This is a genomic window from Actinomadura sp. NPDC047616 (assembly GCF_040642915.1).
GTDB lineage: Bacteria > Actinomycetota > Actinomycetes > Streptosporangiales > Streptosporangiaceae > Spirillospora > Spirillospora miaoliensis.
On sequence record NZ_JBEYTB010000006.1, the window covers coordinates 1 to 16,112 of the forward strand.

A 16,112-nucleotide genomic window follows, 5' to 3' on the forward strand; every position below is an offset into this window, starting at 1 on the left:
GGGCGGTTGCCGGAGTACATGGTTCCGGCGGCGGTGCTGGAGCTGGAGTCGTTGCCGTTGACGGTGAACGGCAAGGTCGACCGCGCGGCGCTGCCTGCTCCGGACTTCGCGGGCCTGGCGGGCGGCAGAGCACCGGCCACTCCGGTGGAGGAGGTGCTGTGCGGTCTGTTCGCCGAAGTGCTCGGGCTCGACCGGGTCGGCGCGGACGACAACTTCTTCACCCTCGGCGGCGACTCGATCATGTCGATGCAGCTGGTGTCACGGGCGCGCCGCGCGGGGCTGGTGTTCACCGCCCGGCAGGTGTTCGAGCATCGCTCCCCGGCGGGGGTGGCGGCCGTGGCCGTCCCCGTAGCCGATGACGAAGGTGCCGCGAACGAGGTCGAGGCGACGGGACGGCTGCCGCTGCTGCCGGTGATGCGGGAGGCGATCGAACGGTCGAGCGGCGAGGCGTTCTACCAGTCGATGCTGCTGTCGGTCCCGGCCGGGCTCGACTTCGAGCGTCTTGCCCGCGCGGTCGGGACCGTCCTGGACCGCCATGACGTGCTGCGCGCCCGGCTCGACGGCACCGAGCTGGTCATTCCGGAACGCGAAGAGTCGGTGAACCCGCCGCTGCTTCGTGTGCCGGCTGCCGAGCCGGTGAACGAGCAACTCCGCGCGGCTGAGTCCCGGCTCGATCCGGCGGCCGGGGTGATGACCCAGCTCGTCTGGTTCGACGCGGGCCCCGACGCCGAAGGCACGCTTCTGTGGCTCGTCCATCACCTCGTGGTGGACGGCGTCTCGTGGCGGATTCTGTTGCCTGACCTCGCCGGCGCCTACGACGCGCCGGACGACGAGCTGGAACCGGTGCCGGTTCCGTTCAGGCGCTGGGCCCTCGAACTCGAAGCCCAGGCGACCGGCCCCGAACGCGTCGCTGAACTACCGGCCTGGAAGGCGGTGCTGGAAGGCCCCGACCCGCGGATCGGCAAGCGCCCGTTGGACCCGGCCCGCGACGTGGTGGCGCGGATGCGGCGGTTCGACGTGTCGGTGTCCTCCGAGGTGACCGAGGCGCTGCTCACCAGGGTTCCGGCGGCATTCCATGCGGGTGTGGACGATGTCCTGCTCGCCGGGCTGACGGCGGCTGTCGCCGACTGGCGGCGGCACAGCGGCGGCGTACTGATCGACGTCGAAGGCCACGGCCGCTCGTCGGAGACGCTCGACCTGTCGCGGACCGTCGGCTGGTTCACCGACGTCCATCCGGTCCGACTCGACCCCGGAACGATCGATCTCGCCGACGTGCGGGCCGGCGGCGCCGACGCGGGCCGGCTGCTCAAGCGGATCAAGGAACAACTGCGCGCGATCCCCTCCGACGGCCTCGGCTACGGACTGCTCCGCCACCTCAACCCGGACACCGCCGCCGAACTGGCGGCCCTGCCCACACCGCAGATCGCCTTCAACTACCTCGGCCGCTTCACCGCGACCGCCGACGCGCGGCAGCCCCGCCCGTGGCAGCCGCTCGGGGGACTGGACGGCGGAGTCGATCCCGGCATGGCCGCCACGCACACGCTGGAGATCTCGGGCGTCGTCCAGGACCTGGCGGACGGTCCCGTCCTCGCCCTGACCCTGTCCTGGCCGGAAGAACTGCTGGACGCCGAGGCGGTCGAGGAACTGGCCGGGACATGGGCGGCCATGCTGTCCGGACTGGTCGCGCACACCGACGGCGGCGACGCCGGAGGTCACACCCCGTCCGACTTCCCCCTGACGGATATCTCCCAGCACGAACTCGACGAATTCGAAATGACGGCGAAGAAGATGGCGCGGAAGGGGCCGAAGTGAGCGAGTCCATGTTGGAGGAAGTGTGGCCGCTGTCGCCCTTGCAGGAGGGGCTGCTGTTCCACGCCGTCTACGACGAGGACGCCCCGGACGTGTACGTCGGGCAGCGGGTGCTCGACCTTGACGGCCCCCTGGACACCGAGGTCCTCAGAAGGTCGTGGCAGGCGCTGCTCGACCGGCACGCGAGCCTGCGCGCCGGCTTCCGGCAGCGCGCCACGGGCGCGCCCGTCCAGGTGATCTTCCGGGGCGTGCGGGTTCCGTGGCGGGAGGTCGACCTGTCCGGCCGGGCGCCGGGCGCCGCGTCGGCGGAGGCCGTCCGCCTCGCCGCCGAGGAGCATCGCCGCCGCTTCGACCTCGCGGTCCCGCCCCTGCTCCGGCTGCTCCTGCTGAAACTGGCGCCGGAGCGGCACCGGCTGGTCATCACCACCCACCACATCGTCCTGGACGGCTGGTCCCTGCCGGTCCTGATGAACGAACTGTGGGCCGTCTACACCGCGGGAGGCGTCACCACCGGCCTGCCTCGGGCGACCTCCTACCGGGCATACCTCGCGTGGCTGGCCCGCCAGGACAAGGACCGCGCGCGGGCCGTCTGGCGCGAGGCTCTCGCCGGAGTCGAGGAGCCGACGCTCGTCGCCCCCGCGAGCGACGTCCCGGTGGCGCCGTCCAGCCTGACCGTCCAGGCGGGTGAACGACTCGCAGACGGTCTGCGCGACCTGGCCCGCGGTGTCGGGGTGACGCTGAACACGGTCGTGCAGGCGGGGTGGGCGTTGCTCGTCGGCAAGCTGACGGGGCGTCGTGACGTGGTGTTCGGCGCGACCGTCGCGGGCCGTCCACTGGATCTGCCCGGCGTGGAACAGATGCTCGGCCTGTTCATCAACACCGTCCCCGTGCGAGTGGCGCTGGAGCCTGGTGAGACGGTGGCGGCGCTGCTGGGGGGTGTGCAGGCGGAGCAGTCGGTGTTGCTCGACCACCAGTACCTGGGTCTGGCGGAGATCCAGCGGCTCGCGGGCTCCGGCGCCACCTTCGACACGCTGCTGGTGTTCGAGAACTACCCCATGGACCAGCAGGGCCCGCCGGACCTCGGCGGCCTGCGCTTCACCGGAGGCGACGTCCAGGAGACCACCCACTACCCGCTGTCGCTGGTGGTGGGGCCGGGGGACGGGCTCGAACTGAAGCTGGACTACCGCCCCGACGTGTTCGATGAGCCCTTGGCGCGGACGTTGGCCGAGCGGTTGGTGCGGCTGCTGGAGCAGATGGCGGCTGATCCCGGGCTGCTGGTGGGGCGTTTGGAGGCGTTGGGCGCTGACGAACGCAAGGTCGTGGTGTCGGGTTGGAACGACACCGCGCGTGGGGTGGCGTCGGCGTCGTTGGTGGAGTTGTTCGCCGACCAGGCGGCCCGGACGCCGGATGCGTTGGCAGTGGCGGACGAGCGGGTGCGTTGGTCCTATGCCGAGCTGGACGCGGCCAGTGATCGGGTGGCGGGGGAGTTGGCGGCACGTGGCGTCGGCCGGGGCGACCTGGTGGGGGTGGTGGTCGACCGCTCCGTCGAGCTGGAAGCGGTGCTGCTGGGCGTGCTGAAAGCGGGCGCCGGTTACGTGCCGGTCGACCCGGGCTATCCGGCGGCGCGAATCGAGTTCATGCTCGCCGACGCCCGTCCGGCCGTCGTCGTCTGCACGGACGCGACCCGCGACGCCGTGCCCGAGGGCTTCGACGTCTTCGTGGTGGACGCCCTGTCGGCTGCCAACACCCCGAAGCCTCCAGCGGTGCGACTTGGCGCGGACGACGTCGCGTATGTGATTTACACGTCGGGTTCGACGGGGCGTCCGAAGGGTGTGGCGGTCTCGCACGGGGCGATCGTGAATCGTCTGCTGTGGATGCAGGACCAGTACGGGCTGGCCGGCTCGGATCGGGTGCTGCAGAAGACGCCGTCGGGGTTCGATGTGTCGGTGTGGGAGTTCTTCTGGCCGCTCATCACGGGTGCCGGGTTGGTGATGGCGCGTCCGGGCGGTCACCAGGACCCGGCGTATCTGGTGGAGGTGATCGAGCGGGAGCAGATCACCACGGTGCATTTCGTGCCGTCGATGCTGGGTGCGTTCCTGCCTGAGGTGGCGCCGGGGCGGTGCGGGAGTCTGCGGCGGGTGGTGTGCAGCGGTGAGGCGCTGCCGGCCGAGCTGGTGGCCGAGTTCCACCGGCGGCTGCCGGTGGAGCTGCACAACCTGTACGGCCCGACAGAGACCGCCGTTGATGTGACGTTCCGGGCCTGCCCGCCCGACGAGGACGCGACCGTCATCCCGATCGGTCGTCCGGTGTGGAACACCCGGATGCTGGTACTCGATGACTTCCTGCAGCCGGTACCCGTCGGCGCCGCTGGAGAGCTGTACGTGGCCGGTGTGCAACTGGCCCGGGGTTATCTGGGGCGCCAAGGCTTGACCGCTGAGCGGTTCGTGGCCTGCCCGTTCGGCACCGGTGAGCGGATGTATCGAACCGGTGACCTGGCCCGATGGACCTCCGATGGTGAGCTGGAGTTCTTGGGCAGGGCCGATCACCAGGTGAAGATCCGCGGGTTCCGGATCGAGCTGGGCGAGATCGAGGCGGCGCTTGCCGCGCACGCGTCCGTGGGCCAGGTCGCGGTGGTGGTGCGCGAGGACCAGCCCGGCACCAAACGCCTCGTCGCCTACATCGTCCCGGCCGACGGTTCAGTCGACACCGGAGCGCTGCGAGAGCACGCGGCCGACCGGTTACCGGAGTACATGGTCCCGGCGGCGTTCGTGGTGCTGGAGGCGTTACCGACCACCCCGAACGGCAAGCTCGACCGGGCTGCCCTGCCCGCCCCGGACTTTGGTGGCCGGTCGGGCGGGCGTGGTCCGGCGAACGCGACCGAAGAGGTGTTGTGCGGCCTGTTCGCCGAAGTCCTCGGCCTCGACCAGGTGGGCGCGGAGCACTCCTTCTTCGAACTCGGCGGTGATTCCCTTCTCGCCATGCGGCTCGTCACTCGCCTGCGGGCGGTGTTCGAGGTCGAGGTCGGGATCAGGGCGTTGTTCGCCGAGCCCACGGTCGCCGGGGTCGCCAGGGCCGTCACCGCGAGCGCGAGCCAGGCCCGGCCGCCGTTGGAGGCCCGGCCCCGCCCGGACGTGGTGCCGCTGTCGTACGGGCAGCAGCGCATGTGGTTCCTCAACCGACTGGAGGAGGCCGGCGAGGGCGCGGCCTACACCCTGCCGCTGGTACTGCGGATCTCCGGCGAGCTGGACGTCGCCGCGCTGGAAGCGGCCCTCGCCGACGTCGCCGACCGGCACGAAAGCCTGCGCACGACCTTTCCTGAGATCGACGGGGAACCGCACCAGCGGGTGCTGACGGGTCGCGCCGGTCATCCCCGGCTGGAGGTCACCCGGCCCGACGAGGACGTTGACCGCAGTTTCGATCTCCGGAAGGACCTGCCCTGGCGGGCCCGGCTGGTGGAGCTGGGCCGGCACGAACACGTCCTGGAGATCGTGGCGCATCACATCGCCGTGGACGGCTGGTCGCTGGGGGTACTGGCACGTGATCTCGGTGTCGCGTACGCGGCTCGCCGGGAGGGGCGGGCGCCAGCCTGGGCGCCGCTGCCGGTCCAGTACGCCGACTACGCGGTGTGGCAACGCGAGGTGCTGGGCGATCCGGACGACCCGGACAGCGTGATCAGTGGCCAGCTCGGCTACTGGCGCGAAGCCCTGCGCGATCTGCCGGAGGAACTGACGCTCCCGACCGACCGGCCGAGGCCCGCCTCGCCGTCCTTCCGGGGCCGTTCCGTACCGGTGACCTTGGGACCGGATGCTCACGCGGGCCTGGTCCGGGTGGCGCAGCGGGGCGGCGCGACAGTGTTCATGGTGGTGCAGACGGCGCTGGCGGCGTTGCTGGCCCGGCTCGGGGCGGGCACCGACATCCCGCTCGGCACGCCTGTCGCGGGCCGGGGTGACGCCGCGCTGGACGGGCTGGCGGGGTTCTTCGTCAACACGCTGGTGTTGCGCACGGACGTGAGCGGGGATCCGTCGTTCCTGGAACTCCTGGCGCGCGTTCGCGAAACCGATCTGGCCGCCTATGCGCATCAGGATCTGCCCTTCGAACGGCTGGTGGACGAACTCAGTCCCACCCGGTCGCTGGATCGGCACCCGTTGTTCCAGGTGATGTTCACCCTCCAGAGCGCTACGGGCGACCGGCAGGGGCAGTGGGAGCTGCCGGGGCTCCGGGTGGAGCCGATGCCGCCCGGCGAGGAGGCCGAGACCGCCCGGTTCGACCTGTCGATCACCCTGTCGGAGCGCCGCGACGAGGACGGCGTCCCCGTGGGCATCGGCGGAGAGGTCCTCTACGCCACCGATCTGTTCGATACCGCGACCGCCCAGGCCCTGTCCGACCGCCTCGTCCGGGTCCTCGAACAGCTCGCCGCCGACCCGGAACTGCGCGTCAGCCAGGTCGAGGTTCTGGACGAGGCCGAGCGGCGTGCCGTGGTGGCGGACTGGAACGCCACGCAGGCGCCGGTCGCCGATGTCCTGATCCCCGAGCAGATCCGGGCGTGGGCGCAGCGCACGCCGGACGCGGTGGCGTTGCGGTGCGGTGATGCGGCGCTGACGTATGCCGAGCTTGAGGAGCGGTCGAACCGGCTGGCGCGGTATCTGCGGGATTCCGGGGTCGGCCGTGAGTCGGTCGTGGGTCTGTGCCTGCCGCGCGGGATCGATGTAGTGGTCGCCATGGTCGCCGTCTGGAAGGCGGGCGCCGCCTACGTGCCGCTCGACCCCGAATATCCCGGCGACCGGCTGGAGTTCATGCTCACCGACAGCGGCGCCTCCCTGCGGATCGACTCCCTCGATGACCTGATCGCCGAGCAGTCCGCCGAGCCGCTGGGGATCGAGGTGGACGCGGCGAGCTTGGCGTATGTCATCTACACGTCCGGCTCCACGGGTCGTCCCAAGGGTGTGATGGGGCACCACGGCGGCATGGTCAACCTGGTCGAATCGCTGAGGCCTGTGCTGGGCGCGGCACCAGGTAAGGCGATCCTGCAGTTCGCCTCGTTCAGCTTCGACGCCTCGGTGCTCGATATCGCTGTGGCGTTGTCGTCGGGGGCCACCCTCGTCATCGCGACCGCGCACGAGCGCGCCGAGTCGGCGGCGCTCACCCGAATGATCAATGAGCGGGGCGTTGATGCGGCGAGCATCGTGCCGTCCCTGCTGAGCGTGCTCGATCCGGCCCAGGTCGAGGGCGTGGATCGGTGGGTCTTGGGTGCCGAGCGGCTGTCGGCGGACCTGGCCGCGCGCTGGGCAGGCGGCGACCGGTTGTGGAACACCTATGGTCCGACGGAGACGACCGTCATGGCGACGGTCGGCATCGTCGATGCTCCGGGTACGCCACCGATCGGTCGTCCGATTGGCAACACCAAGGCGTTCGTGCTGGATGAGTTTCTCCAGCCGGTTCCGGCAGGGGTGACCGGCGAACTCTACGTCGCCGGCGCAGGCGTGACGCGCGGGTACGTCAACCGTCCGATGCTGACCGCTGAGCGGTTCGTGGCCTGCCCGTTCGCCGATGGGCGGATGTACCGCACCGGCGACCTGGCCCGCTGGACGAACGACGGCGAGCTGGAGTTCGTCGGGCGTGCCGACGAGCAGGTCAAGATTCGCGGGTTCCGCGTGGAGCCGGGCGAGGTCGAAGCCGTGCTGACGAAGCACGAGAGCATCGACCGCGCCGTGGTGACGGTGCACGACGGCCGCTTGGTCTCCTACGTCGTCCCGGCGAACGGTGCTGTGGACGCTGGCGCCTTACGTGAGCACCTGTCGGGAACCCTGCCCGAGTACATGGTTCCGGCCGCGTTCGTGCAGTTGGAGGCGCTGCCGCTGACCGTCAACGGCAAGCTCGACCGGGCGGCCCTCCCCGCGCCCGACTTCGCGGGTCGGTCGGTCAGCCGGGCGCCCGTCACCCAGACCGAGGAGATCCTCTGCGGCCTGTTCGCCGAGGTTCTCGGGTTGGAGCGGGTCGGAGCCGAAGACTCGTTCTTCGATCTGGGTGGGGACTCGCTGCTGGCCATGCGGCTGCTCGCCCGGATACGGGCGGTCTTCGACACCGAGATCGGCATCCGGGCCCTGTTCGCCGAACCGACCGTCGCGGCCGTGGCCAGGGCGGTCACGGAAGGCTCGGCCGTGGCCCGGCCGGCGTTGACTCCGCGCACTCGCCCGCACATCCTGCCGCTGTCCTACGGGCAGCAGCGCATGTGGTTCCTCAACCGGCTCGAAGAGGAAGGGTCCGGCGCCGCCTACAACGTGCCTCTGGCGCTGCGGCTCTCGGGGGAGCTGGACCCGGACGTCCTGGAGGCGGCCCTGGCGGACGTCGCCGACCGGCACGAGACCCTCCGCACCGTCTACCCGGAGACCGCGGCGCTGCCGCAGCAGAAGATCCTCACTGGTCCGGCCGCGCACCCGGCGCTGACCGTCACCCGCCTCACCGGGGCCGAGCAGTCCGAGCCGTCCGCGGTGATCGCCGAGGTGATCGGACGTGGCTTCGACGTCGGCGCCGAGCTGCCGTGGCGGGCCGAACTGCTCGTGCTCGGCGACGGGGAGTACATCCTCGTCGTGACCGCCCATCACATCGCGGTGGACGGCTGGTCGATGGGCGTCCTGGCCCGCGACCTGGGCGTCGCCTACGCCGCCCGGCTGGAAGGCCGGGAACCGGACTGGGAGCCGCTGCCCGTCCAGTACGCCGACTACGCGCTGTGGCAGCGGGATGTGCTCGGCGAGCTGGACGATCCGGACAGCGCGATCAGCTCCCAGCTCGGCTACTGGCGGGACGCGCTCGCCGGGCTGCCCGAAGAGCTGGCGCTGCCGACCGACCGGCCCCGCCCGCCCGTCCCGTCGTTCCGGGGAGCCGTGGTTCCCCTCGCGGTTCCGGCGGCCGCGCACGCCCGGCTGGTGGAGCTGGCGCAGCGCACCGGCTCGACGGTGTTCATGGTGGTGCAGTCGGCGCTGGCCGTCCTGCTCTCCCGGCTCGGCGCGGGCACCGACATCCCGGTGGGCACCACCGTGGCGGGGCGGGGTGACGCGGCGCTGGAAGACCTGGTGGGGTACTTCCTCAACACGCTGGTGCTGCGTACCGACGTCAGCGGGAACCCGACGTTCACCGAACTGGTCCGGCGCGTCCGGGAGACCGACCTGGCCGCCCTGGCCCACCAGGACGTGCCGTTCGAACGGCTCGTGGACGACCTCAGCCCGTCCCGCTCGCTGTCGCGTCACCCGCTGTTCCAGGTGACCCTGTCGATCGAGAACCTGCCGCCCGCCCGGTGGGAGCTGCCCGGGGTGAGCGTGCGGCCGGTGCGGCCGGACACCGAGGCCGCCCGGTTCGACCTGTCGGTCAGCCTCACCGAGAGCCGGGCCGCCGACGGGGCGCCGGCCGGGTTGCAGGGCGGGCTGCTGTACGCCACCGACCTGTTCGACGAGGCCACCGCCCGCCGGATCGCCGAACGGCTGGTCCGCGTGCTGGAACAGGTCGCCGCCGACCCGGACGTCGACGTGGCCGGCGTCGAGCTGCTGGACGACGCCGAGCGGCGGGCCACGCTCACCGACTGGAACAGCACCGCGCGGCCCGTCCCCGAGACGACGCTGCCGGAGATCATCAGCGGCTGGGCGGAGCGGACGCCCGACGCGGTCGCGCTGCGGTTCGGCGACGCCGCCCTCACCTACGCCGGGTTGGAGGAGCGGTCGAACCGGCTCGCCCGCCACCTGCTGGACGCCGGGATCGGCGGGGAGGCCGTGGTCGGCCTGCGCCTGCCGCGCGGGATCGACGCGGTGGTCGCGATGGTGGGGGTGTGGAAGGCGGGCGCGGCGTACGTTCCGCTCGACCCCGAATACCCCGCCGACCGGCTGGAGTTCATCCTCGCCGACAGCGGCGCGGCCCTGGTGATCGAGTCGCTGGACGAGCTGGTCGCGGGCCGGTCCGCGGAACCCGTCGGCACGCGGGCGCACCCGGACGGCCTGGCCTACGTCATCTACACGTCGGGCACGACGGGACGGCCGAAGGGCGTGCTGGCCCGGCACGGCGGGATGGTGAACCTCGCGGAGGCGTTCCGTCCCGTGCTGGGGGTGGCGCCCGGCGTGGCCATGCTGCAGTTCGCGTCGTTCAGCTTCGACGCGTCGGTGCTGGACGTGGCGGTGGCGCTGGCGTCGGGCGCGACGCTGGTGATCGCCTCGGACGAGGAGCGGGCCGACCCGGAGCTGCTGACCCGGATGGTGAACGAGCGGGGCGTCGGCGCGGTGAGCCTCGTTCCGTCCCTGGTGCGGGAGCTGGACCCGGACCGGTTCTGCGGCGTGGCCCGCTGGGTCGTGGGGTCCGAGCGGATGCCGGAGGAGCTGGCGCGGCGCTGGGGCCGGGGCGAGCGGCTGTGGAACGCCTACGGCCCGACCGAGATCACCGTCATCTGCACCACCGGACCCGTCGGGGAGGACGGCGGCGGCTGGGTCGGCGGGGTGCCGTCGATCGGGCGGCCGATCCTCAACACCCGGGTGTTCGTACTGGACGAGTACCTGCGGCCGGTGCCGCCGGGGGTGACCGGTGAGCTGTACGTGGCGGGCGCGGGACTGGCGCGCGGCTATCTGAACCGGCGCGGGCTGACGGCCGGACGGTTCGTGGCGTGCCCGTTCTGGCCGGGGCGGCGCATGTACCGGACCGGTGACCTCGCCGCATGGAGCCCCGACGGGCTGCTGGTGTTCGCGGGCCGCGCCGACGAGCAGGTGAAGATTCGCGGTTTCCGGATCGAGCCCGGCGAGGTCGAACACGTCCTGGCCGGGCACGACGCCGTGGAGCGGGTGGCGGTGGTCGCCCGGGACGACCGGCTCGTCGCCTACGTCGTCCCGGTCGCCGGCGGCTCGGTCGACACGGCCGCGCTCCAGGAGTTCGCGGCGGGCCTGCTGCCCGCCTACATGGTGCCGGGCGCGGTCGTCGAACTGGAGGCGCTGCCGCTGAACGCCAACGGCAAGCTGGACCGGGCCGCCCTGCCCGCCCCGGACTTCGCCGGCATGGTCGGCGGCCGCGCCCCCGCCACCCCGGCGGAGGAGACGCTGTGCGGGCTGTTCGCCGAGGTGCTCGGGCTGGAACAGGTCGGCGCGGACGACGGCTTCTTCACCCTGGGCGGCGACTCGATCCTGTCGATGCTCGTGGTGGCGGGCGCGCGCCGCGCCGGGCTGGCGATCACGGCGCGGCAGGTGTTCGAGCACCAGACCCCGGCGGGGCTGGCGGCGGTGGCGGTCCCCATCGAGGACGACGAGGACGGCGGCGTCGCGGCGACCGGCCCGGTCCCGTGGACGCCGGTGATCCACCTGGCCGCGGAACGGTCGGGGGATGCGGCCCTGACGGGCGGGTTCTACCAGTCGATGCTGCTGTCGGTGCCCGCCGGAGTGGACCACGACCGTCTCACCGGCGCGGTCCAGGCCGTGCTCGACCGGCACGAGCTGCTCAGCGCCCGGCTGGAGCCCGGCGAGCATCGGCTCGTGGTCCCCGAGCGGCCGGTCGCGGCCGCCGACGTGCTGCGCAGGCTGGAGGCCGGCGACGACCTGGAACGCGTCGTCGCCGAGCAGGCCCGCGAGGAGGCGTCGCGGCTGGACCCGGCGGCCGGGGTGATGACCCGGCTGGTGTGGTTCGACGCGGGCCCGGACGCGGACGGCCTGCTGCTGTGGCTGATCCACCATCTCGTGGTGGACGGGGTGTCCTGGCGGATCCTCCTGCCGGACCTCACCGCCGCCTACGAGGCGCCGGACGCGGAACTGGCGCCCGTGCCCGTCCCCTACCGGCAGTGGGCCCTGGACCTCGCCGAGCAGGCGACCGGCCCGGAGCGGACGGCCGAGCTGCCGGTCTGGAAGGCGATGCTGGACGGCCCCGACCCGCTGCTGGGCGCACGCCACCTCGACCCGTCCCGCGACCTGGTGAGCGCGATGCGCCGGGTGGACGCCTCCGTGCCCGCCGACGTCACCGACGCGCTGCTGACGCGGGTGCCCGCCGCGTTCCACGCGGGCGTCGACGACGTCCTGCTCGCGGCGCTGGCCGCCGCGCTCGTCGAGTGGCGGCGCGGCCACGGCGGCGGCACGGACGGCGGCGTGCTCATCGACGTCGAAGGCCACGGCCGCACGTCCGACACGCTGGACCTGTCGCGGACGGTCGGCTGGTTCACCAGCGTCCACCCCGTCCGCCTCGACCCCGGGACGCTGGACCTCGCGGACGTGCGGGCCGGCGGACCCGCCGTCGACCGCCTGGTGAAACGCGTCAAGGAACAGCTGCGCGCGGTGCCGTCCGACGGCCTCGGCTACGGGCTGCTGCGGCACCTCAACCCCGACACCGTCGCCGAGCTGGCGGCGCTGCCCGCGCCGCAGATCGCGTTCAACTACCTGGGGCGGTTCGCCGCGGCCGCCGACGACACGAACCGCCCGTGGCAGCCCGTCGGCCGCACCGGGCTGGGCGGCGGCGCCGATCCCCGCATGGCCGCCGGGCACGTGCTGGAGGTCTCCGGCGTCGTCCACGATCTGCCGGACGGCCCGGCCCTTGCCTTGACACTGGCCTGGCCCGAAGACTTGCTGCCCGAGGCGGCGGTCTCCGGTCTGGCCGCGGGGTGGGCGGCGATGCTGACGGGGCTGGCCGCGTACGCCGACCGCGCGGACGCGGGCGGCCACACCCCGTCCGACTTTCCGCTGGTGACGCTGGCGCAGGGCCAGATCGACGAGCTCGAATCCGAACTTGAAGGGGGCGCATGGTGACGCAGAGGCGAGTTGAGGACGTCTGGCCGCTGTCTCCGTTACAGGAGGGCCTGCTCTTCCACGCCCTCTTCGACGACGACGCCCTCGACGTCTATGTCGGCCAGGAGGTCGTCGACCTGGAAGGCCCCCTGGACGCCGCCGTGCTGCGCCGCTCGTGGGAGGCGCTGCTGGCCCGGCACGCGGGGCTGCGCGTGGGTTTCCGCCGCCCCGCCGGGGCCGAACAGCTCGTCCAGGTCGTGATGCGCAGCGTCGGCCTGCCGTGGCGCGAGGTCGACCTGTCCGGCCTGGACAGCGGCGCCGGCATGCAGGAGGCCGACCGGCTCGTCACCGAGGAGCGGCTGCGCAGGTTCGACCTGTCCGCCCCGCCGCTGTTCCGGCTGCTGCTGGTGAAGCTCGGACCCGGCCGCCACCGGCTGGTGATCACCCTGCACCACATCGTGCTGGACGGCTGGTCGCTGCCGATCCTGATGGGCGAGCTGTGGGCGGTCTACGGTGCGGGCGGCCGCGCCGGCGGCCTGCCGCCCGTCACCCCCTACCGCGAGTACCTGGCGTGGCTGGCCCGCCAGGACAAGGACCGGGCGCGCGCGGCGTGGGGCGCGGCGCTGGCGGGCCTGGACGAGCCGACGCTGGTCGCCCCCGCCGCGGGCAACGGCGTGCCGGTGCTGCCGGAGACCGTCGTCGCCCGGGCCGGGAGCCGCCTCACCGAGACGCTGCGCGAACTGGCCCGCGGCCGCGGCCTGACGCTGAACACCGTCACCCAGGCCGCCTGGGGGATCCTGCTGGGCGGCCTGGCCGGACGCGACGACGTGGTGTTCGGCGCGACCGTCGCGGGCCGTCCCGCCGAGATCCCCGGCGTGGAGCGCATGCTGGGACTGCTGCTCAACACCGTCCCCGTCCGGGTGCGTCTCGACCCGGCCCTGACCGTCGCCGACGTGCTCGCCCGCCTCCAGGAGCAGCAGTCCGCGCTGCTCGACCACCAGTACCTGGGCCTGGCCGAGATCCGGCGGGTCGCCGGGCCCGGCGCCGGCTTCGACACCCTCATGGCGTTCGAGAGCTACCCGGCCGGTGAGGGCCGCGCGCCCGACCTCGGCGGGCTGCGGCTCGCCATGACCGGCGGCCGGGACGCCGCCCACTACCCGCTGACCGTCGCCGTCGCCCCCGGCGACGACCTGGACTTCCGGATCAGCTACCGGCCCGACGTGTTCGCCGAACGGGACGTGCAGGCGCTCGCCGACCGGCTGGTGCGGATCCTCGGGCAGATCGCCGCCCACCCCGATCTTCCGCTCGGCAGGCTCGACCTGCTGGACCCCGCCGAACGCGACGCAGTCCTGGACACCTGGAACGACACGTCCGCCTCCGTCCCCGAGGCCACCGCGCCCGCCCTCATCCGGGCCCGCGCCGAGGCCGCCCCCGACGCCCTCGCCGTGCTGTGCGGGGAGGAGTCGCTGACCTACGCCGGGCTGGAGGAACGGTCGAACCGCCTGGCCCGGTACCTGCGCGACCGCGGCGCGGACGCCGAGACCGTCGTCGGGCTGTGCCTGCCGCGCGGCGTCGACCTGATCGTCGCGATGCTCGCGGTGTGGAAGGCGGGCGCGGCGTACGTGCCGCTCGACCCGGAGTACCCGGCGGACCGGCTCGGGTTCATGCTCGCCGACAGCGGCGCGTCCCTGCTGGTCACCACCGCCGGGACGGGCACGGACGTGCCCGCCGCCGGGGTCCGGCCCGTGCCGCTCGACGACCCCGGAGTGCGCGCGGCCGTGGCCGCCCGGTCCCCGGAACCGCCCGCGGCGGAGCCGCACCCGGCGGGCCTCGCCTACGTCATCTACACCTCCGGCTCCACCGGACGGCCCAAGGGCGTGATGGCCCAGCACGGCGGCCTGCGCAACCTGGCCGAGGCGTTACGTCCCGTGCTGGGCGCCGCGCCCGGCGTGACGGTCCTGCAGTTCGCGTCCTTCAGCTTCGACGCGTCCGTCCTGGACGTCGTGGTCACGCTGGCGTCCGGCGCGACCCTGGCGATCGCGACCGCCGGGGAACGCGCGGAACCGGCGGCCCTCACCCGCATGATGAACGAGCGGGGCGTCGGCGCCGCCAGCATCGTCCCGTCGCTGCTCGGCATGCTCGACCCGGCCGACCTCGGCGGCGTGGAACGCTGGGTGCTGGGCGCCGAACGGCTCCCCGCCGACCTGGCCGCCCGCTGGACCCGCGGCGAACGCCTGTGGAACACCTACGGGCCCACCGAGACCACGGTCATCGCCACCGCCGGGCCGGTCCACCCGCGGGGCCACGGCCGCGGATGGGCCGACGGCCTGCCCGCGATCGGCCGCCCCGTCGCCAACACCCGCGTGTACGTCCTCGACCGGTCCCTGCGGCCGGTGCCGCCCGGCGTCACCGGCGAGCTGTACCTGGCGGGCGCGGGCCTGACCCGCGGCTACCTCGGCCGCGCCGGGCTGACCGCGGAACGGTTCGTCGCCTGCCCGTTCGCCGCCGGCGAGCGGATGTACCGGACCGGCGACCTCGGCCGCTGGACGCCGGACGGCGAGCTGGCGTTCGTCGGCCGCGCCGACCAGCAGGTCAAGATCCGCGGCTTCCGGATCGAGCCCGGCGAGATCGAGCACGTCCTGGCCGGGCACGACGGCGTCGACCGGGTCGCGGTCGTGGCGCGCGAGGACCGCCCCGGCGACCGCCGCCTGGTCGCCTATGTCGTCCCGGCCGACGGCGCCGCGCTCGACGGCGCGGCGCTGCGCGAGTTCGCCGCGCGCCTGCTGCCCGAGCACATGGTGCCCTCCGCCGTGGTGCTCCTGGACGCGCTGCCGCTCACGGTGAACGGCAAGCTCGACCGCGCCGCGCTGCCCGCCCCCGACCTCGGCGGCGGCAGCGGGGGACGCGGCCCCGCCACCGTCACCGAGGAGGTCCTGTGCGGCCTGTTCACCGAGGTGCTGGGCGTGGCGCGGGTGGGCGCCGAGGACTCCTTCTTCGACCTCGGCGGCGACTCGCTGCTGGCGATGCGGCTGATCGCCCGGGTGCGGGCCGTCCTGGAGGCCGAGATCGGCATCCGGGACCTGTTCGCCGCGCCGTCCGTGGCGGGCCTGGCCCGCCTCATCGACGACCTCGGCGGCGAGGGCGTCCGCCCGGCGCTGACCGCCGGTCCCCGCCCCGAGACGCTGCCTTTGTCGTTCGGCCAGCAGCGGATGTGGTTCCTCAACCGGCTGGAGAAGTCGGGCGAGGGCGCCGGGTACAACGTGCCGATGGTGCTGAGCCTGTCCGGCGCGCTCGACACGGCGGCGCTGCGGGCGGCCGTCGCCGACGTCGCCGACCGGCACGAGAGCCTGCGGACGATCTTCCCCGAGACCGACGGCGCCCCCGGCCAGCGCATCCTCACCGCACACCCCGCCCTGGACGTCACCCCGGTGGACGCCGCCGACGTCGAAGCCGTGGTGCGCGAGGAGTCGGCCCGCGGCTTCGACGTCGAACGCGACCTGCCCTGGCGGGTCCGGCTGCTCCGCCTCGGCGCCGGCGAACACCTCCTGCTGGTCGTCGCCCACCACATCGCGG

The 16,112-nt window shown here is 73.3% G+C and carries 3 protein-coding genes (1 of these 3 running past the window's edge); all 3 read left to right on the top strand.

All coding sequences use genetic code 11. From position 1 onward, the window contains the following. Positions 1-1,812, top strand: a 1,812-nt coding sequence (locus ABZ801_RS15770; RefSeq protein ID WP_360698203.1) for a condensation domain-containing protein, incomplete at its 5' end; no start/stop codon positions are given. Then, entirely contained in the window at positions 1,809-12,560 is a 10,752-nt protein-coding gene (locus ABZ801_RS15775) for an amino acid adenylation domain-containing protein (RefSeq protein ID WP_360698205.1), read from the top strand. The genes ABZ801_RS15770 and ABZ801_RS15775, both read left to right, overlap by 4 nt. Continuing rightward, positions 12,554-16,112: the beginning of a non-ribosomal peptide synthase/polyketide synthase gene (locus ABZ801_RS15780; protein ID WP_360698207.1), read on the top strand. Its footprint extends 19,079 nt past the window's final position; only the first 3,559 of its 22,638 coding nucleotides appear in the window; the start codon lies at positions 12,554-12,556; the stop codon falls past the right edge of the window. The genes ABZ801_RS15775 and ABZ801_RS15780 overlap by 7 nt, the downstream gene beginning before the upstream one ends.